The sequence below is a fragment of the Streptomyces sp. NPDC045846 genome (genome assembly GCF_056431605.1).
Window position 1 is genome coordinate 67,232 of the sequence record NZ_JBWKKJ010000006.1, and the last position, 18,958, is coordinate 86,189.

At 73.8% G+C, this 18,958-nt stretch carries 13 protein-coding genes; 5 read left to right on the forward strand and 8 right to left on the reverse strand.

Translation table 11 applies throughout. The features are described 5' to 3' along the window. Nucleotides 1–15: 15 nt before the first annotated feature. The 4 genes from AC07F3_RS17800 to AC07F3_RS17815 form a co-directional block, all read right to left on the reverse strand. A complete protein-coding gene (locus tag AC07F3_RS17800; protein WP_479115051.1) occupies nt 16–879 on the reverse strand; it encodes an alpha/beta fold hydrolase in 864 nt (287 codons plus the stop codon). Nucleotides 880–980: 101 nt separating this feature from the next. After that, nucleotides 981–1,388, reverse strand: coding sequence for a CoA-binding protein (locus tag AC07F3_RS17805; RefSeq protein ID WP_479115053.1), 408 nt, complete (start codon nt 1,386–1,388; stop codon nt 981–983). A 70-nt stretch (nt 1,389–1,458) separates the two neighbouring features. Beyond that, nucleotides 1,459–2,409 carry a squalene/phytoene synthase family protein gene (locus AC07F3_RS17810; protein WP_479115055.1) on the reverse strand — a complete coding sequence of 317 codons (951 nt, stop codon included), beginning with the start codon at nt 2,407–2,409 and terminating at the stop codon, nt 1,459–1,461. A 115-nt stretch (nt 2,410–2,524) separates the two neighbouring features. Continuing rightward, nucleotides 2,525–4,927, reverse strand: coding sequence for a polysaccharide lyase 8 family protein (locus AC07F3_RS17815; protein ID WP_479115057.1), 2,403 nt, complete (start codon nt 4,925–4,927; stop codon nt 2,525–2,527). A 533-nt stretch (nt 4,928–5,460) separates the two neighbouring features. On the opposite strand from AC07F3_RS17815, the gene fusA reads away from it, so the two are divergent. From fusA to AC07F3_RS17835, 4 genes are all read left to right on the forward strand, one after another. Then, entirely contained in the window at nt 5,461–7,527 is a 2,067-nt protein-coding gene (gene fusA / locus AC07F3_RS17820; RefSeq protein ID WP_479115059.1) for an elongation factor G, read from the forward strand. Between the two features lie 57 nt (nt 7,528–7,584). Further along, nucleotides 7,585–8,211: a YigZ family protein gene (locus tag AC07F3_RS17825; protein ID WP_479115061.1), complete on the forward strand. Its 627-nt coding sequence runs from the start codon at nt 7,585–7,587 to the stop codon at nt 8,209–8,211. A gap of 93 nt (nt 8,212–8,304) precedes the next feature. Then, nucleotides 8,305–9,459 (forward strand): exonuclease SbcCD subunit D, encoded by a 1,155-nt coding sequence (locus AC07F3_RS17830; RefSeq protein WP_479115063.1) that lies wholly within the window; start codon nt 8,305–8,307, stop codon nt 9,457–9,459. Further along, nucleotides 9,456–12,485, forward strand: coding sequence for an AAA family ATPase (locus AC07F3_RS17835; RefSeq protein ID WP_479115065.1), 3,030 nt, complete (start codon nt 9,456–9,458; stop codon nt 12,483–12,485). Before AC07F3_RS17830 ends, AC07F3_RS17835 begins: the two co-directional genes overlap by 4 nt. A gap of 196 nt (nt 12,486–12,681) precedes the next feature. Here the strand turns inward: AC07F3_RS17835 and AC07F3_RS17840 are convergent, their stop codons facing one another. Further along, nucleotides 12,682–13,128, reverse strand: coding sequence for an Lrp/AsnC family transcriptional regulator (locus tag AC07F3_RS17840; protein WP_479115067.1), 447 nt, complete (start codon nt 13,126–13,128; stop codon nt 12,682–12,684). A gap of 95 nt (nt 13,129–13,223) precedes the next feature. Here AC07F3_RS17840 and AC07F3_RS17845 point away from each other — a divergent pair, with 95 nt between their 5' ends. Continuing rightward, nucleotides 13,224–13,709, forward strand: a complete 486-nt coding sequence (locus tag AC07F3_RS17845) for a rhodanese-like domain-containing protein (RefSeq protein ID WP_479115069.1) — start codon at nt 13,224–13,226, stop codon at nt 13,707–13,709. A 49-nt stretch (nt 13,710–13,758) separates the two neighbouring features. Here the strand turns inward: AC07F3_RS17845 and AC07F3_RS17850 are convergent, their stop codons facing one another. The 3 genes from AC07F3_RS17850 to AC07F3_RS17860 all read right to left on the reverse strand — a co-directional run bounded on the left by AC07F3_RS17850 (nt 13,759) and on the right by AC07F3_RS17860 (nt 18,635). Further along, nucleotides 13,759–15,435 carry a DUF885 domain-containing protein gene (locus AC07F3_RS17850; protein ID WP_479115071.1) on the reverse strand — a complete coding sequence of 559 codons (1,677 nt, stop codon included), beginning with the start codon at nt 15,433–15,435 and terminating at the stop codon, nt 13,759–13,761. A gap of 82 nt (nt 15,436–15,517) precedes the next feature. Then, complete coding sequence (locus tag AC07F3_RS17855; protein ID WP_479115073.1) at nt 15,518–16,924, reverse strand: GNAT family N-acetyltransferase; 1,407 nt, start codon at nt 16,922–16,924, stop codon at nt 15,518–15,520. Between the two features lie 154 nt (nt 16,925–17,078). After that, nucleotides 17,079–18,635, reverse strand: coding sequence for an alkaline phosphatase D family protein (locus AC07F3_RS17860; protein WP_479115075.1), 1,557 nt, complete (start codon nt 18,633–18,635; stop codon nt 17,079–17,081). Nucleotides 18,636–18,958 lie beyond the last annotated feature (323 nt).

Below are 18,958 nucleotides of genomic sequence, written 5' to 3' on the forward strand. Positions count from 1 at the left end.
GGCGCTGCCCGCCGCTCACCAGGTGGCCCAGCTCAGCACGCGGGTGAGCACCCGCAGCGCCCCGAAGTGTGCCGCGCCCCGCTCGACGATCAGCTGGGCGCCGGGGATCCGCTCGGCCAGCCAGCGGGTGTGCTGCACCGGGGCGAACACGTCCTGCTCGCCGTGCCACAGCAGGACCGGTGCGGTGATGTCCTGCGGCTGGAACTCCCAGTCGTTGCTGAACGCCATGACGTCGTCCACCCAGCCGTCGGCCGAACTGCGCAGCCCCTCCTCGAAGTTGCGCTCCAGCATCGCCCTGATCCCGGCGTCCGCGACGATGGGCCGGTCCGGCTTGGGCAGGCCGTGCCGCATGTCGTCGACCGAGCGGCGCGGATCGGACCGGATCGTGATCGACCGCATCTCCAGGGCCGTGGTCAACTGCCGTTGTCCGGCTGCGGCGTTGATGTACTCCCGTACGTTGGACTCGGTCATCCCCTCGAACCAGTCGAGCCCCTGCGCGTCGCGTGGCGCGAGCCCCACCAGGGCCGCCGCCCGCGCCGTGCGGTCCGGGAGCAGCGCCGCGCAGGCCAGTGCGTGCGGGGCTCCGCCGGACCGGCCGACCACGGCGAACTCGTCGATGTCCAGCGCGTCCGCGATGGCCTCCACGTCGGCCGCCGCGTGCGCCACCCGGCGGCCCGGCAGCCGGTCCGAATCGCCGTACCCCGGCCGGTCGAACGTGATGAGGCGGACCCCGAGGCGGTACAGCACCGCGCTGCGGGGCGCCGGGCCCAGCCGGCTCCCCGGGGTGCCGTGCAACAGGAACACCGGTCTTCCCTGAGGGTTACCGTAGTTCTCGACCGCTAAGTCCCGCCCGTCCCTGGTACGAATCAGCTCCCCCAACTGGTGCCTCCCCGTAGGTCTGGTAGGCGACAGTATGAGCGTGTGCGATTCAGTGGTACATACCCGCACTCGTCGAATGCGGGCGGCGGGCGCCGCTCCGCTCAGCCGAGGCGGGGGATCTCGATGGCCGGGCAGCGGTCCATGACCATGTCGAGCCCGGCCGCGCGGGTGCGGTCGCGGGCGTGCTCGTCGATGACGCCGAGCTGGAACCAGACGGCCCGGGCCCCGATGGCGACGGCCTGGTCGGCGACGGCTCCGGCGAGCTCGCTGTTGACGAACACGTCCACGACGTCGACGGGGAACGGGATGGCGTCGAGCGAGGGATAGCCCTGCTCGCCGTGGACGGTCTCCGCCTTGGGATGGACGGGCACGATCCGCTTGCCGAAGCGCTGAAGGACCCGGGCCACTCCGTAGGCGGCGCGGTCCTGATTGGTGGAGAGACCGACCACGGCCCAGGTGTCCCCGGTCCCGGTGAGGATCTTGCGAACGGTTTCCTGATCGGCGTGCACGGGCTCTCCCGGATGTCTCGCTCGGTCCACGGTCACCGGGACAACGCGCCCGGGCGGGGCGGCATTCCTGTCAGACCCTGGACGCGAGGCCCTCCCGGCCGACGGGTCCGACCCGCCGCAGCCGCCGGGCCTCGCCGTACTCCCGCAGCAGCACGCGCGCGACCCCCACCACCGACGGCCGGGCCGCCCCCTTCAGCAGCCCCGTCCCCTTGCGGGCGGCCGCCGTCGCGGTGAGGTCGTCGAGCGCCATCAGGGCGCGGACGAGCGGCCGCCCCGGCGCGGGGACGAGCCGCACCAGCGGTCGGCTCGCGAGGAGGGTGTCGCGGGCCTGCCCGAGCACCAGGCCGATCAACTCCTGTGTCCCGGGCAGGTCCCGGGCCTGCTCCAGGTCCTCGCGCGTGACCCCGCAGCGCTCCAGCGTCTCGCGCGGCAGGGTGAGCCGCCCGTCCGCCAGGTCCTCGGCGAGGTCGTTGACGAAGTCGAGCCGCTGGCTGGCGTCGATGTACGTACGGCAGGCCGCGCGGAAGTCCGCCCCGTCGCCGTCGGGGGCGAGCAGACAGGCGACCAGCATGAACGCGGGGAGCGAGTAGGCGTCGATGTAGGCCTGGTGGTCCGCCTCGGTGGCGAATCCGGCGAACTCCAGGTCCGCGCGGGCCGTGCGCAGATAATCCTCGACGTGGCCGCGCAGGGTGGGATGGGCCGTGCTGGTGTGCAGCAGTGCGCGGATGACGGGGTGGTCGCTGTCACCCTTGGTGAAGGCCTCGCGCACCTGGCTCTCCCAGAGGGCGAACGCCGCCGCGCGCCCGTCCTTCGGGCCGCTGTCGAGCAGGTTGTCGCCGTGGTGCATGAAGGCGGTCGCCGCGACCACGTGGGGGAACAGCGGTCCGGGCAGCAGCATCTTCGCGGCCACATAGGCGCTGCGCCGGAAGCGGGAGGTCAGTTCACGCTGGCGCGTGTAGTCGTCGCGCAGCCCGGGGTCGTGGATCCCCGCAGCGTCGAGTGCCTGATTCCACGCGCTCATCTGTTCCGTCTCCCGCTCTGGGCCGCCATGGGTCCCGCACGGGCGGCCGTTCCGTCACGCCGGGGCTCTGGCGCCCCCGGGACCAGTTGATCACGGCGGGGTGGCGGGGCGCGGGTCAGGCCGTCGTGAACGTGTGGGTGGCCCCGTACGACCCGCCCACCTCGACGTCCACCACCAGCGAGGGGCGAGTGGCGATCACCGTGACGGAGGGGTCGGCGTGCAGGACGCGGTGGCCGGGCCCGGCCACGGTGACGCGTACGGTGTCCTGCGTCTGGGTGGGGTCGCAGAGCGCGAACGTCCGCCCGTGCGTGGTGCGGCCCCACATCATGGCCGCGGGCCCGGAGACGTGGACCCGCTCGGCCGCGCCCGCCCCGAAGAAGGTCGCGGCGGTCAACTGCCCGTCCATGCGCACCGCTTGGACTGCGGCCGAGTTGGCAAGGACCTTCCAGCGCCCGCACGCCCGGCGCGTCGCGGCCGCCGAGGCGCCGGGCAGCACCGCGTAGGCATAGCGCGCGCCGGCGGGGCGGGCTCCGTGGTCGAGCACGATCTTCTGGTAGCGGCGGGTGTACGGGTCGGGTGTGCCATGGGTGTTGGCCCCGGTGTCGACGCCGAGCCAGGTGCCGGTGCGGTCCTCGCGCAGCAGGGTCACCGGCTGCCCGCCGAGCAGCACGTAACCCGCCGTGCCCTCCAGGTGCAGCCACCGGGCCCGGGGCACGACGGTGGTCACACCCGGCGTGGCTTCGACGGGGCGGCCGTCGACCAGGAGCCGGGCGGTCCCGCGCTCGCCCAGGTTGCGGTTCTCGACGGCCGTCCGGACGGCGGCGCCGGAGCCGTCCGTGACGGCGGCGCCGAGGCAGATCACCGCGTCCGGGGCGAAGAACCACGACTTCCTGGCCGTCAGGGTGCCGTCCTGGGAGACGAAGTCCAGCCCGTGCGCGCCGTGCGCGGCGTCGAAGCGGACCCCGCCCGCGTACGCCGTGGTCGTGCGCGGCGGGTCGGTCAGGAGCGGGGGCGGCGCCGCGTCCTTCACCGTGGTGCCGGGCAGGAGCGTGGCGTCGACGGTCGGCCAGTAGGCGTCGCTGTAGTGGCCCTGCCGGCCGGGCAGGAAGGTGTACAGCACGCCGTCGCCGGTGTACCAGCCGTGCAGGTTCATGCCGTTGAGGGACTCGTACCGGCAGATGCGCCGCGAGCCGACCCCGAGCGACGCCGACCAGCCGTCGGCGGTGTGCACCATCCGGTCCATCTGGGGAAACACCCGGTGTTCGCGGACGGCGGGCCCGGGCCGGAGGGCGGGGAGCTGCTCGGCGAACTCCACCTCGGGCACCCCGACGGGCTGGAGCCCGCCCGAGAACCGCGCCAGGCCCGAGACGTCGGGGTAGGGCGCCCAGGTGCCTTCGGCGATCCAGCGCGCGGCGAGCCGGGCGAGCCGGGAGCGGGCGGGCTCGGCGGCGGTCCTGGCGAGGAGCACCACGGCGGCGATGAACTGGTGCCCGGCGTCGTGCCCGGTCTCGCCCTGCCGGGACAGCATCCGCCCGCGGACCGGCTCCATCATCGACCCGGCGAACAGGAACGGCGCGTACGTCTCGGTGACGGCCCGGTCGAACGTCTCCCGTACGTCCGGGGCGAGTTGGCGGGAGGTCCCGTCGGTGACATAGGTCAGCGCGGCGATCGCACTCAGCAGGACCAGGCCGTAGTGGCCGGGGTAGGGCACCACCTCGTGCTGGATGAAGGACCCGTCGGTGCGGTAACCGTCGCCCGCGGTGGACCGCTTGGTGAGGTCGGCGGCGCCGTGGCCCGCGGTGTCGGTCACGGCCGCGAGACCGGCGGCGACCCGTGCGGCGTCGCCCGCCAGCGCGCCGGACACCACGGTGATCAGCGCCTTGTCGGCCCGGTTGGCGCCGGTCTCCACCAACCCCGCTGTCGCGGTGCGGAGGTTGGGGTCGGCCACGAAGCGCAGCACGGGCCGCAGCACCCGTGCGCGGTCGGTGCCGGACAGCTGGTCGCCGAGCGCCACGACGGTCTGGAGGAGCCAGTACGGCACGCCTATCTCGTACGCGTACCAGTTGCCGCTCTCCGGGGTGTGTTCGTTGTACTGGGTGCGGTAGAGGGTGTTGAGCGCGGTCACGACGCGGCCGGGCAGGTTTGGGCGGGCGGACAGGGCGGATCCGGGGGTGGCCCAGTCCACGGCTATGGTCCTCAACCGGTAGTACATGGTGGGGAAGTAGGTGCTGCCTGGGCCGACCGGCAGGTCCGCCCAGAGCTGGACGCCGGTCACGTCCATGGTGGCGTCGTAGCCGAGTGCCACCTCGTCAAGGGCGGCCACGGCCCGGGCGCGCCGGGCGGAGGCGCGCCCGCGGCCCGTCTGGAGCTCGCGGTAGGCCGCCACGATCCTGGCGTGGTCCGACGCGTCCGACGGCCCCGCTGCCGCGAGCGCGGACTCGCCCAGGCGGAGGGAGATCGCGGTGGTCAGGGCCGCGGTGGCTCCGTAACGCAGTACTTCTCGGCGATCAAGCGACATCGCGCGTCCTCACGTCGGGTCGTGGCCGGAGGGAGCGATCCGGCTGAAGAATTCAGCTATTTGAACAGCCCTCACATACGGGAACCTCGGGAGCGGGGCTCAAGGTAGCTCCGGTGCGGAGAGCGAGTCAACGCCCAAGACGGTGCTGCCGCAGGGCGGGCGAAAAACCCCGTGCGGCCGCGGCGCCCCGCTCCCTACACTCGCCCTGCGCGCCGCCGACCGGGCAGCGCGCCTCATGTCGAGTGACGACCGCCGAGCGAAGAGAAGGGGAGCCGGGCCATGCGTACGCAGCACACCGCGGCCTTCGCCCCCTCGTCCCGGTACGACGTGATTTTGGTGTCTCGCATCGCCCGGTGATGGCTGCGCGGCCCTCACCGCAGTTGCGTGACGCTCCGTCAGGCCCCTTTGCCAGCAGCGCTGTTGCCGTGCCCTCACGGCCGCGCCGACCGGCCTGACGCCGTCCCGAATCGCGCTGCCAGTCCGCCCGAATCCTCCGGGCACCCTCCGCGAAAGCACCCGAAAGGCCTCAGGCCATGCGCACCAACAGGCGTCCCCTCACCGCGACTTCCCTCTCCGCCGTCCGCAACCTCGGCATCCTCGCCCACGTCGACGCGGGCAAGACCACGGTCACCGAACGCATCCTGTTCGCGACCGGCGCCGTCCACAAGCGGGGCGAGGTCCACGACGGGACCACCGTCACCGACTTCGACGCGCAGGAGCGGGACCGCGGCATCACGATCTTCGCGGCGGCCGTGAGCTGCCGGTGGGACGGACACCGGATCAACCTCATCGACACCCCGGGCCACGTCGACTTCGCCGACGAGGTCGAGCGCTCCCTCAGGGTGCTCGACGGCGCCGTCGCGGTGTTCGACGCCGTGGCCGGGGTCGAGCCGCAGAGCGAGTCGGTGTGGCGGCAGGCGGACCGGCACGGTGTGCCGCGGATCGCCTTCGTGAACAAGCTCGACCGGGCAGGCGCGGACCTCGACACGGCGGTCGCCTCCATCCGGGAACGGCTGGGCGCGGTGCCGCTCGTGGTCCAGCTGCCCATCGGACGCGAGGACGGCTTCACCGGCGTCGTCGACCTGGTGCGGATGCGCACCCTGGTGTGGCACGACGACGTCTGCGTGAGGGGAGAGGTCGAAGGGGCGCTGCTCGACGAGGCCGTCCGACGGCGCCGCCTCCTGGAGGAGACGGTGGCGGAACTCCACCCGGACGCCTTCGAGGAGTTCTGCGCCGCCTCGGCGCTGACCGCCCGGACCCTCGTCCGGGCCCTGCGCGAGCTGACCCTCGCCGGGGACGCGGTGGTGGTCCTGTGCGGCTCGGCCTACCGCAACCGCGGCGTCGAGCCGCTCTTGGACGCGGTCCTCGCCTATCTGCCCTCGCCCGCCGACATGCCGCCGGTGCGCGGCACGGTCGACGGCGTCGAGCAGGAGCGGGCACCCGACCCGGCGGAGCCGTTCGCGGCCCTCGCCTTCAAGGTGGCGGCCACGGCACGCGGACGCCTCACCTATGTACGCGTCTACTCCGGAATCCTGTGCAAGGGGGACTCCGTACGCGACGCGGCGACCGGCCGCGTCGAACGCGTCGGCCGGATCCTGCGGGTCCAGGCCGACCGGCACGAGGAGAGGGAGGAAGCGATGGCCGGTGACATCGTCGCCGTGGTGGGCCTCAAGGCCGCCCGGCCCGGCGCGACCCTGTGCGCACCGGACGCGCCCGTCCTGCTCGAACCGCCCTCGGTGGCCGAGCCGGTGGTCTCCGTGGCGGTCGAGGCCCGCCTCGGCACCGACACAGGGCGCCTCGCGGCGGCCCTCGCGCGCCTCGCCGAGGAGGACCCCTCCCTCGTGGTGCGGTCCGACCCGGAGAGCGGCCAGACGGTCCTGTCGGGCATGGGCGAACTCCATCTGGAGGTCGCGGTGGAGAAGATCCGCCGCGACCAGGGCGTGGAGGTCACCGTCGGCCGCCCCCAGGTCTCCTACCGCGAGACCGTCGTGCGCGGCGTGACCGGCCTCGTGTACCGGCACGTCAAACAGGACGGCGGAGCAGGGCAGTTCGCCCACGTCGTCCTCGACGTGGAGCCTCTGGCGGAGCCGGGATTCGAGTTCCGCTCCACGGTGGTCGGCGGCCGGGTGCCGCAGGAGTACGCGCGCGCCGTGGAGGCGGGCTGCCGTGACGCCCTCGCCGAGGGTCCGCTCGGCGGCCATCCGGTCACCGGCCTGCGGGTCACGCTCACCGACGGGGCGACCCACTCCAAGGACTCCTCGGAGATGGCGTTCCGTACGGCGGGCCGGTTCGCCCTGCGCGAGGCGCTGCGGGCGAGCGTGATGGGGCTCCTCGAACCGGTCGTCGAGGTCACGGTGACCGTGCCGGAGGACGGCGTCGGCGCGGTCCTGGGCGACCTCGCGGCCCGCCGCGGTCAGGTGACGGCGTCCACCGCCGCGGCCGGAACCGCGGTGATCACGGCGACGGTGCCGCTGGCCGAGTTCTTCGGGTACGCCTCGCGGCTGCGCGGACGCACCCAGGGCCGGGGCACCTTCACCACCCGGCCCGCGCCCCTCGCGCCGGTGCCCGCCGCGGTCGTCGCCGCCCTGGCGGCCCGGTAGCCGCCCGCCCGTCCCGCCCCGGTCCGCCGGGGCGGGACGGGCGCATAGGCTGGGCGGATGCAGGAGCAGTACCGCACCATCGCCCGAGAGGGCGTGCACGAGAGCGAGATCAACAGGTCGCGCTTCATCTGCGCGCTCGCGCCCGCCGCGACCGAACAGGAGGCGCAGGACTTCGTCGCCCGCATCCGCAAGGAGCACCCGACGGCCACCCACAACTGCTTCGCGTACGTCATCGGAGCCGACGCCTCCGTACAGAAGGCGAGCGACGACGGCGAGCCCGGCGGCACCGCCGGAGTGCCCATGCTCCAGATGCTGACCCGGCGCGAGGTGCGGTACGCGGTCGCCGTGGTCACCCGCTACTACGGCGGGGTCAAGCTCGGCGCGGGCGGGCTGATCCGGGCGTACGGCGGAGTCGTCGGCGAGGCCCTGGACGCGCTCGGCACCATCGTGCGCCGACGCTTCCGCCTGGTCACCGTCACCGTCGACCACCAGCGCGCGGGCAAACTGGAGAACGACCTGCGCGCGATGGGCCGCGCGGTGCGCGAGGTGCGGTACGCGGAGGCGGTGAGCATCGGGCTCGGGCTGCCCGAGGCCGAGGTCGAGACGTTCCGCGCCTGGCTCGCCGACGCGACCGCGGGCACGGCGACCCTGGAGCTGGGCGGCGAAGCGTACGGGGATGGCTGAGGCGTACCGCACGGGGTGCGCGAGACGTGGGCAACCATCGGATGTCCCGGTTACCACCCGTGATGTCAGACCCCACCGTTACCCTCGAGGATCATGAGATTCCTGCACACCTCGGACTGGCACCTGGGCCGGTCCTTCCACCGGGTCGATCTGCTCGGCGCCCAGGCGGCGTTCCTCGACCACTTGGTGGCGACGGTCCGTGACCGGGGTGTGGACGCGGTGCTGGTGGCGGGCGACGTGTACGACCGCGCGGTGCCGCCGCTGGCCGCCGTCGACCTCTTCGACCGGGCCCTGCACAGCCTGGCCGACCTCGGGGTGCCCACCGTGATGATCTCCGGCAACCACGACTCGGCGCGCAGGCTCGGCGTCGGCGCCGGGCTGATCCGGCAGGCCGGGATCCATCTGCGCACCGACCCGGCGGGCTGCGGCACCCCGGTCATGATCGGCGACGTGGCCTGCTACGGCCTGCCCTACCTGGAACCCGCCCTGGTCCGTGACGAGCTGGGAGCGCCGAAGGCCGGGCACGAGGCGGTGCTGGCCGCGGCCATGGAGCGGGTGCGGGCCGACCTCGCGACCCGCCCCGACGGCACCCGGTCCGTCGTCCTCGCGCACGCCTTCGTGGCCGGGGGCGAGCCGAGCGACAGCGAGCGCGACATCACCGTGGGAGGCGTCGCCGCCGTGCCCGCCGGGGTCTTCGACGGCGTCGACTACGTGGCCCTGGGCCACCTCCACGGCAGCCAGGTGATCACCGACCGGGTCCGCTACTCGGGCTCGCCGCTCGCCTTCTCCTTCTCCGAGACCGACCACCGCAAGTCCATGTGGCTGGTGGACCTCGCCGCGGACGGAGCCGTCACCGCCGAACGGCTCGACTGCCCGGTGCCCCGCCCCCTGGCCCGCATCCGGGGACACCTCGAAGGCCTCCTCGAAGACGCCGCGCTGACCCGCCACGAACAGGCCTGGGTGGAGGCCACGCTGACCGACGCCGTGCGTCCCCCCGACGCCATGGCGAGGATCAGCACCCGCTTCCCGCACACGCTGAGCCTGGCCTTCGACCCCGAGCGGGCCGACGACGACCCGCACGCCTCGTACGCGCAGCGGCTCCGCGGCCGCACCGACCAGCAGATCGCGGAGGACTTCGTGGCGCACGTGCGCGGTGGCAGCGGCCCGGACGACCGGGAACGCACGGTGCTGCGCGGGGCGTTCGACGCCGTACGCGTGGACGAGGGCGTGCGCGAGGTGGCCCGGTGAGGCTGCACCGCATGCGCGTCACGGCCTTCGGCCCGTTCGCGGGGAGCCAGGAGATCGACTTCGACGCGCTGTCCGCCGCGGGTCTCTTCCTGCTGCACGGACCGACCGGCGCCGGCAAGACCTCGGTCCTGGACGCCGTGTGCTTCGCCCTGTACGGAGCGGTGCCCGGCGCCCGGCAGAGCCCGGGCACGCCCCTGCGCAGCGACCACGCGGCCCCCGACGTCTTCACCGAGGTGCAGCTCGAACTGACCGTGGGCGGAAGGCGGTTGGAGATCACCCGCCGCCCGCAGCAGGACCGCCCCAAGAAGCGCGGCAACGGCCTCACCACCGAGAAGGCGCAGACCTGGCTGCGCGAGTACGACCCGGTGGCCCGCGCCTGGCAGGCGCTGAGCCGCTCGCACCAGGAGATCGGCGAGGAGCTCGGGCAGCTCATCGGGATGAGCCGGGAGCAGTTCTGCCAGGTGGTGCTGCTGCCGCAGGGGGAGTTCGCGAAGTTCCTCCGGTCCGACGCGGAGGCCCGGGGTCGGCTCCTCGGCAGGCTCTTCGACACCCGCCGGTTCGCCGCCGTGGAGGACCGTCTCGCCGAGCTGCGCAAGACCGCGGAGCGCCAGGTGAAGGACGGCGACGAGCAGTTGCTCGCCCTCGCCCAGCGGATGGCGCAGGCGGCGGGCGACGGCGCCGACGCGCGGGCGTGGCCGCTGCCGGAGGCCCGGCCGGGCGACCCGGGTCTGGCGTCGGCCGTCCTGCAATGGGCGGCCGTCGCGCGCGCCGGGGCACAGGAGCGGCTCGACATCGCGTCGGCCGCCGTGGCCGCCGCCGAGAGCCGCCAGGCCGCGGCCCGCCGCGTCGCCGAAGAGGCCCGGCAGCTGGCCGTCCTCCAGGAGCGGTACGCCGAAGCACGGCGCGGCGCCGACGAGTTGGCGGCCCGCGGCCCCGAACTGGAGGCGCTGCGCGCCCGCCTGGAGACGGCCCGCAAGGCGGAGCTGGTCTCGCCCGCGCTCGAATGGTGGGAGCAGGCCCAGCGCGCGCACCGCACGGCCGCGGCCGAACGGGACCGCTCCCGCGCCCGGCTGCACCCCGAGCTCGCCGACGCCGGGGCCGAGCAGCTCGCCGCCCTTGAGCGCAGGATGCGCCAGGACCTCGGCGCCCTGGAGTCCGCCCGCCGGGCCGAGCGCCGCAGCGCGCAGATCGACGAGGAGCGCGCCCGCCTCGACCGGCAGGCCCGCGCCGACGAGGACGTCCTCACCGACAGCCTCGGCTGGCTCGCGGGCTGGGAGGCCGCCCGCCTCGGCCACCAGGAACGCATCGACGCCGCTCACGAAGCGGCGGCCCGCGCCGAGCAGCTCGCCGGTCAGCTCGAACCGGCCCGGCGCCGCCTCGCCGCGGCCCGCGAGCGGGACGCGCTGGCCGCCCGTCTGACCGCCGCCGACCGGCGCCACAGCGACACCCGCGAAGCGGCCAACGCGGCGCACGAACACTGGCTCGCGCTGCGCGAGGAGCGGCTGCGCGGCATCGCGGCCGAGCTGGCGGCAGGGCTCCGCGAGGGAGAGGCCTGCGCGGTGTGCGGCTCGGTCGACCACCCCGCGCCCGCGCGCCCCGCCACCGGCCAGGTCGACCGCGCGAGCGAGGAGGCCGCGCAGCAGGCCTACCGCGGCGCCGATCGGGCCCGCGCCGAGGCCGAGGCCGCGCTCCTGGCCGTACGGCAGGAGCTCGCCGTCGCGCGGGCCGAGGCGGGCGAGACGAGCGCGGCCGAACTGGCCGACGCGGCCGACGAGTTGCAGCGGGCGCTCGCGGGGGCGCGGGACGGGGCGGCCGGGCTGCACGCGGCCCGCGAGGCGCTCGCGGCTGCCGAACGGGAGCACGAGCGGCGGCTGAACGCCCAGCGCACCGCGCAGCAGAACATCGCAGCCCGCACCGCGAGCCGCGAGGCCCTCGACCGTGAACAGGCCGCGCTGGAGAGGGAGTTGAGCGAGGTGCGGGCGGGCGCGGCCAGCGTGGCGGAGCAGGCCGGGCTGCTCGAACACCGCGCGGCCATCCTCGCCGAGGCGGTGGAGGCGGTCCGCGCCGTCGAGGACAGCGCCGAGCGTCTCAAGGAGGCGGACGGGCGGCTCTCGGAGGCGGCGTTCCGGGCCGGGTTCGACACCCCGGCCGCGGCATCGGCGGCGCTGATCGACGAGCGGGGCCAGCGCGACATCCAGCACCGGCTCGACGAGTGGCAGCAGCAGCGGGCCACTGTCACCGCGCGCCTCGCGGAGCCGGACACGGCCGCGGCCGGGCAGCTCCCGCCGGCCCGCACCGAGCAGGCGGACGCCGAGGCCGCCGCGGCCGAACGGGCCCTGCGGGAGGCAGCGTCGGCGCTCTCGGCGGCCCGCGCCCGCTGCGCGGAACTGCGCACACTGAGCGCCCGGGCCACGGAGGAGACCCGCCGGATCGGCCCGCTGCGCGAGGAGTACGAGCGGGTGGCCCGCCTCGCCGGGCTCACCGCGGGCACCTCCGCCGACAACGAGCGCAAGATGCGTCTGGAGTCCTATGTGCTCGCCGCCCGCCTCGAACAGGTCGCGGCGGCCGCCACCGCCAGGCTCCAGCGCATGTCGGGCGGGCGGTACACGCTGGTCCACTCCGACGCGCGGGGCGGCCGCGGGCGCTCGGGGCTCGGGCTGCACGTGGTGGACGCGTGGACGGGCCGCGAACGCGACACCGCGACGCTGTCGGGCGGCGAGACGTTCTTCGCCTCCCTCGCCCTGGCCCTGGGCCTGGCCGACGTGGTCACCGACGAGGCGGGCGGGGCGCGGCTGGACACCCTGTTCATCGACGAAGGCTTCGGCAGCCTCGACGACCAGACCCTCGACGAGGTCCTGGACGTGCTGGACTCGCTGCGCGAACGCGACCGCAGCGTGGGCATCGTCAGCCACGTGGGCGACCTGCGACGCCGCATCCCGGCGCAGCTGGAGGTGGTGAAGGACCGGGCGGGGTCGTCGGTGCGGCTGCGGGGCACGCTCGCCGGGGCTCCGCCCCGGACCCCGTAGAACGCCCCGCCCCACCCCTTCCCGAAAGCCTCCGGCGGAACAGGTCGGCTGCGGACCGTGCCTGGTTGCTCGCGCAGTTCCCCGCGCCCCCGGCAGGGTCGGTGCCGGACCGGACCAGAGCACTCAGCCTGTCATGGGGGTCCCTCTGGTTCTTAAGTCCTTGGGGGCCGAGCCCCAGCGCACCCCCGCGGCCCGGTCAGCGCCCGATCGCCCGCCGCGGCAGCGGGGACGAATACACCACGCTCGTCGTCACCGACCCCAGCGTGCCGATCTTCCCGGAGATCTCCTCCAGGTGACTCATCGAGCGCGCGCTCACCTTGATCACGAAGCAGTCGTCGCCCGTCACATGGTGGGCCTCCATGATCTCGGGCATCGCCTCCACCAGGTCGTGGAAGGGCTTGTAGTGGCCGTTCGGGTAGCGCAGGCGCACGAAGGCGAGGATGGGGCGGCCCAGGCGTTCCTGGTCGACGACGGCCGTGTAGCCCGCGATCACCCCGGCCTCTTCGAGCCGCCGTACCCGCTCGGTGACGGCGCTCGCCGACATCGAGACGGTGCGGGCCAGCTCGGCGAAGGAGGCCCGTCCCTCCTGCTGGAGGGCTTCCAGAATGCGCCAGTCGGTGGCGTCGGGGGAATACGCGGTCATGGCGGACAGACAACCGTGGAATCCCCGGCAGATCAAGAGATGTTCCGGGGATCGGACCTTCCTGGAGTTGATCACCGGCACATAGGTTTTCAGCCATGACGACACAGCTCACCGCCCCCGCCAACGCCGTCCTGCGCGTGGCCCCGGCCGCCCCCGCCGACGCCGCCGCCTACTTCCGCGCCAGCCTGGCCTTCCACGCCGACGTCTCCGACGTGGCCGCCGCGCTCGCCGCCGACGGCGACCCGGGGTTCGTGGTCGTGGACTCCCGCTCCACCGCGTCCTGGGACCAGGGCCACGTTCCGGGCGCCGTCCACCTGCCGACCGCGCTGATCGCGGACCAGGCCGAACAGCTCCTGGACAAGTCCGTGCCGGTCGTCACGTACTGCTGGGGACCCGGCTGCAACGGCGCCACCCGGGCGGCACTCGCGCTGGCCGAGCTCGGCTTCCAGGTCAAGGAGATGCTGGGCGGCTTCGAGTACTGGGTCCGCGAGGGCTTCGCGTTCGAGACGTGGGAGGGCGCGGAGAAGCGCGCCGCCGACCCGCTGACTGCGCCGGTCGACGCGGAGGACTGCGGTTGCTGAACCGCCGTGCGAGGGCGGCTCGTTGAACGCGCCGCCCTCGCCGGGGGCCTCAGAGCTTGGACAGCTCGTCGACCAGGTCGTCGAGGCCGAGCGAGCCCTGGGACAGGGCCGCCATGTGCCAGGCCTTCGGGTCGAAGGCGTCGCCGTGGCGGGCCCGCGCGTTCTCCCGGCCGAGCAGCCAGGCGCGCTCGCCCAGCTTGTAACCGATCGCCTGCCCCGGCATCGACAGATAGCGGATCAGCTCGCTCCGCACGAAGTCGGCGGGTCGGCTGCTGTGCCCGCTGAAGAACTCGTGCGCCAGCTCCGGCGTCCAGCGCTCGCCCGGGTGGAACGGCGAGTCCGCCGGGATCTCCAGCTCCAGGTGCATGCCGATGTCGATGATCACCCGGCAGGCGCGCATCATCTGTGCGTCCAGGTAGCCGAGCCGGCGCTCGGGGTCGGTGAGGAAGCCCAGCTCGTCCATCAGGCGCTCCGCGTACAGCGCCCAGCCCTCGGCGTTGGCGCTGACGTGGCCCACGGTGGCCTGGTAGCGAGAGAGCTGGTCGGCGACGTGCACCCACTGCGCGATCTGGAGGTGGTGGCCCGGCACGCCCTCGTGGTACCAGGTCGACACCAGGTCGTACACCGGGAAGCGGGTCTCGCCCATGGTGGGCAGCCAGGTGCGGCCCGGCCGGGAGAAGTCCTCGGAGGGGCCCGTGTAGTACGGGGCAGCGGCGCCGCCGGGAGGCGCGATGCGCGACTCCACCTTCCGTACCCGCTCGGCGAGTTCGAAGTGCGTGCCGTCCAGCGCCTCGATGGCCTCGTCCATCAGCGACTGGAGCCACGCGCGGACCTCGTCGACGCCCTCGATGTGGGTGCCGTGCTCGTCGAGGTGGGCCAGCGCCTCCCAAGGTCCCGCGCCCGGCAGGATCTTGGCGGCCTCGGTCTTCATCTCGCCGAGGAGCCGGTGGTATTCGGCCCAGCCGTAGGCGTACGCCTCGTCCAGGTCGAGCGCGGTGCCGTTGTAGTACTGCGACCAGCGCTGGTACCGCTCGCGGCCGACCGTGTCGGAGGAGCCCTCGACGGCCGGGGCGTACACGTCGCGCAGCCAGTCGCGCAGGGCGGCGAGGGCGGCGGACGCCTCGCCCGCCGCCGTGTCGAGTCCGGCACGCAGCGACTCGGGGCCGGGCGCCGCGAGCCCCTCGAAGAAGCCGGTGTCGACCCACTCGCCGAGCTGGCCGATCACGGTGGCGGTGGCGCGCGGACCGCCGTACAGCTTGCGTTCCAGGCCCAGCTCCAGCGAGGCACGGTAGCCCTCGAGGGAGGCGGGCACCGCGCGCAGACGGGAGGCCAGCGCCTGCCAGTCCTCGTCGGTCTCGGTCGGGTTCATCGTGAACGCCATCCGCACGCTGTGGGCCGGCGAGTGCAGATTGCTGACCGTGCGGAGCCCCTCGTCCGCCTGGTGCACGGCGAGTTCGGAGGTCAGCCGCTCCCGCAGCAGCCGGCCGCAGCGTCGCTCGGCGTCGCTGTCGGCACCGGGCTGCCGCTCGGCCTCGTCGAGGCGGGCGAGCGTCGTGCGCGCGAGGTCGGCCACGGCCTGCTGTCCTGCGGGGGAGAAGTCGGGAAGCAGGGCATGGCTGGCCCGGACGCCCAGATAGCTCCCGGTGATCGGGTCGAGTTCGATGAGTGCGTCGACATACGCGTCGGCGACCTGGCGGGGCAGCGCGCTGCTGGAAGTGACTGACATGCGGACATCCTCTCCGAGCGAGGGCTCCGCGTCACCACCAATCTTGCCGGAACGCCTGACCGGGTCGCCGCGCCCCTTCCGCTCAGCGCTGCTCGAAGTGCCCGCGCCGGGCGGCGGAGCCAAGGGGGGCCACCTGGTCGAGGCGGGCCGTGACCACCAGCGTGCCCTCCTCGATCTGGTAATCCAGGGGCAGGCCGAGCCCGCGCATGGCCGCGACCATGCCGGTGTTGGAGGCCTGGGTGACGGCGTACACGCTGTCGCAACGGGCCTCGACGGCCAGGTCGACCAGCCGGCGCAGCAGTTCGGAGCCGATGCCGCGGCGCTGCCAGGAGTCCTCGACGATGAGCGCGACCTCGGTCTCGTCGCCGTCCCACAGCAGGTGGCCGAGCGCGACCAGGCGGCCGGAGGCGGTCTGCACGGCGACGGTGCGGCCGAAGCGCGGGCTCAGCAGATGGCCGAGGTAGCGGTCGGCGTCGCCGACGGGGCCGTGGTAGCGCAGGCCGAGCGTGCGGTCGGAGCAGCGCTCGTGCATGGCCTTGGCGGCCGCGAGGTCGCTCTGGTCGGCGCGCCGCACGGTGATCTCGTTGCCCTCGGGCAGCGTCAGGACGTCCTCGCTGCGCGGGACCCGCGGGCCGAGGCGGGCGTCGAGCTCGACCAGCGCCCGGGCCCGGGCGAACTCGGTCGGGGTGAACGGGAGATGGGGCCGCTCGATGGTGATCACGCCGCCGCTCGGGTCGCGCAGCCGCATGACGGTCGACTCCAGCACGCCCTCGACCGGGGCCGTCTCGCCGGTGGGTCGGCCGGACAGCGAGACCGCGGGCAGCGAGTGGATGGTGCAGCGGCCCAGCAACTGGCGCAACGCGAGCGGCAGTTCGGCGGCGTCGAGGGCGGTTCGGGTGGCCAGGCCGAGGACCCGGGTCGGCGCGTCCACGAGGTCGTGGGCGTCGGCCCGCTCCGTCCAGGTGTCGTGCCCGCCGGCCTGGGAGACCGCTCGGGAGAGCTCGGCGGCCGAGAGCTCGGCAGGGGTACGCAGCAGGAACTCGTCGACCGTGCCGTCGGCGAGCGGGTGCGTCTGAAGCGTGAGGATGTCCACGCGGTGCCCGGCCAGCGCGGTGCACAGCGCGGCGAGGCTGCCGGGCTCGTCCCGTACGGTCGTCCGCATCCGCCACAGTGCCGTCTCGCGGGGCGTGTTCCGGCTCCCGGGTGCGGTCGTCGTGCCGTCGGTATCACGGGGGCCGCCCGTGTCGTGGAGAGGGGGCGCATGGCTGTGGCGCCGGGCCCACCAGGTGTGGAAGGCCGCCGTGGCGACCAGTGCCACCGCCGAGGCGATCAGCATGAAAGGCCCGTCGGGGCCGTGTGCGACCAGGTTCGCGAGCCCGTCGGCGACGGCCACGGCCATGAAGAGCGCGGCGAGTTCGACGAGGTCCCGCCGCCAGTGGTGACGGCGGCGGGCCTGCTTCTGGGAGATCGATCCCTGCATATCAGTCATGGCATCACTGTGACTCAACGGTGTTGCGTGATCACGAACGCTTTGTGACTGACGGGTTAAGTGTGCTTCTGATGCTCTTTTGGCTGTTTTTTGCCGAGCGTGGCGCGGAGTGTTCGCGTCCGCTGCCCGGCATGCCCACCGCCGGTCCCCTGGGTCACTGGCCCACGAGGCCGGGCCGCAGCACCTGGGTGAAGAGTACCGAACCTCCCTGCGCCCGCAGTCGCACGGTCAACTCGCCGGAGCCGCCGTCGATCTCGATCTCGCCGAAGTTCGGTGGAGCCTCCATGGGGGAGGCGTTGGCCGTGGCCGGTGCGTGCACGAAGACCTGCTGGGGACCGAACGTGGCGTCCAGCTTGTTCGCGGGGAAGCCGCCCGCCGCGAGCGGCCCCGACACGAACTCCCAGAACGGCGCGAAGTCCTTGAACGCCGCCCGGGCGGGGTCGTAGTGCTCGGCGGCGGTGTAGTGCACGTCCGCGGTGAGCCACAGGGTGCCCGTGACACGGCGGTGCTTGATGAAGCGCAGCAGCTCGGCGATCTGCAACTCGCGCCCGAGCGGGGCGCCCGGGTCGCCTTGGGAGACCGCCTCGAAGTCGGTGGCACCGTCCGTGACGACCAGGCTGAGCGGCATGTCGGCGGCGATCACCTTCCACACCGCCCGCGAGGCCGCCAACTCCCGCTTCAGCCAGCGCAGTTGCTCGGCGCCCAGGATGCCGACCCGGTCGTCGGGCTGACGGTCGGGCGAGTTTGCGTCGCGGTACGTGCGCATGTCGAGCACGAACACGTCGAGGAGCGGCCCGTGCCGCAGCACCCGCTGCACCCGGCCCGCGCGGGGGCCGGTGCCCAGGGACGAGATCGGGAAGTACTCGCTGAACGCCCGCCTCGACCGGGCCGCGAGCACATCGATGTTCTTCTCCGTGTAGCGGGCGTCGTCCAGGATCTGGCCGGGGTACCAGTTGTTCCGCACCTCATGGTCGTCCCACTGCACGATGGAGGGCACCTGCGCGTTGAACGCGCGGACGTTCTCGTCGAGCAGGTTGTAGCGGAAGTTGCCCCGGTACTCGGCGAGGGTCTCGGCGACCTTCGACTTCTCCTCGGTGGTGATGTTGCGCCAGACCCGGCCGTCCGGCAGCGTGACGCTGGGCAGGATCACGCCGTCGGCGTAGATGTTGTCCCCGCTGGACAGGAAGAAGTCCGGGTCCAGGCGCCGCATTTCGTCGTAGACGCGGTAGCCGCCGAGGTCCGGGTTGATGCCCCAGCCCTGCCCGGCGATGTCCCCGGACCACAGGAACCGCACGTCGTCGTGCCGGCTGTCGGGGGCGGTGCGGAAGGTGCCGCAGACCGGCTGCCCGCCGCGTGTCGGGTCGTCGGGGTCGGTCAGGGTGACGCGGTAGTGGATCTGTTCGCCCGCCGGGAGTCCGTGCAGCGGCGTCGTGCCGGTGAAGTCGGTGCCCGGCCCGAGCAGGGGGCCCTGCCATCTGCGGGCGCGCCGGAAGGACTCCGTCGCGGACGTTTCGACGATCATCCGGGCCGGCCGGTCGGAGCGTGCCCAGACGAGACCGGAGGAGGCGGTGATGTCACCGGCCTGCACACCCCAGGAGGCGCTCGGCCTGCCGGAGCGGGCGAAGGCGGGCGCCGCGGCGAGCCCGGTCGGCAGGGCGAGGCCCGCCGACGCGGCGAGCGAACCCTTCAGTACGGTACGGCGGTCGGGCATGGGGATCTCCTCCTGGCAGGTGGGTCACGGGTTCGCCCCGCCATGCCTACTGGCCGGTCGCGGCGCGGACGCGAACGCGGGGTGAACACGGCGGGCCCGGGGCCCGCCCGGCGGCCCCGCGAGGGCCGGCCGGAACCGTGGCGTTGCCCCAGGAGCCCTCGGCCCGCTTGACGAAGGACACCGCTCCGGGCGCCCCACAAGCCGTAAGTGCCGCCGCGGCACGCCGTGAAGGCGTCCTCGCGCCGGGCGGGCCTTAGGCCGAAAGGACGGGGACCAAGGGACGATCGACCCGTCGATCTTCGTTGACTAGGTTGCCGGTACCG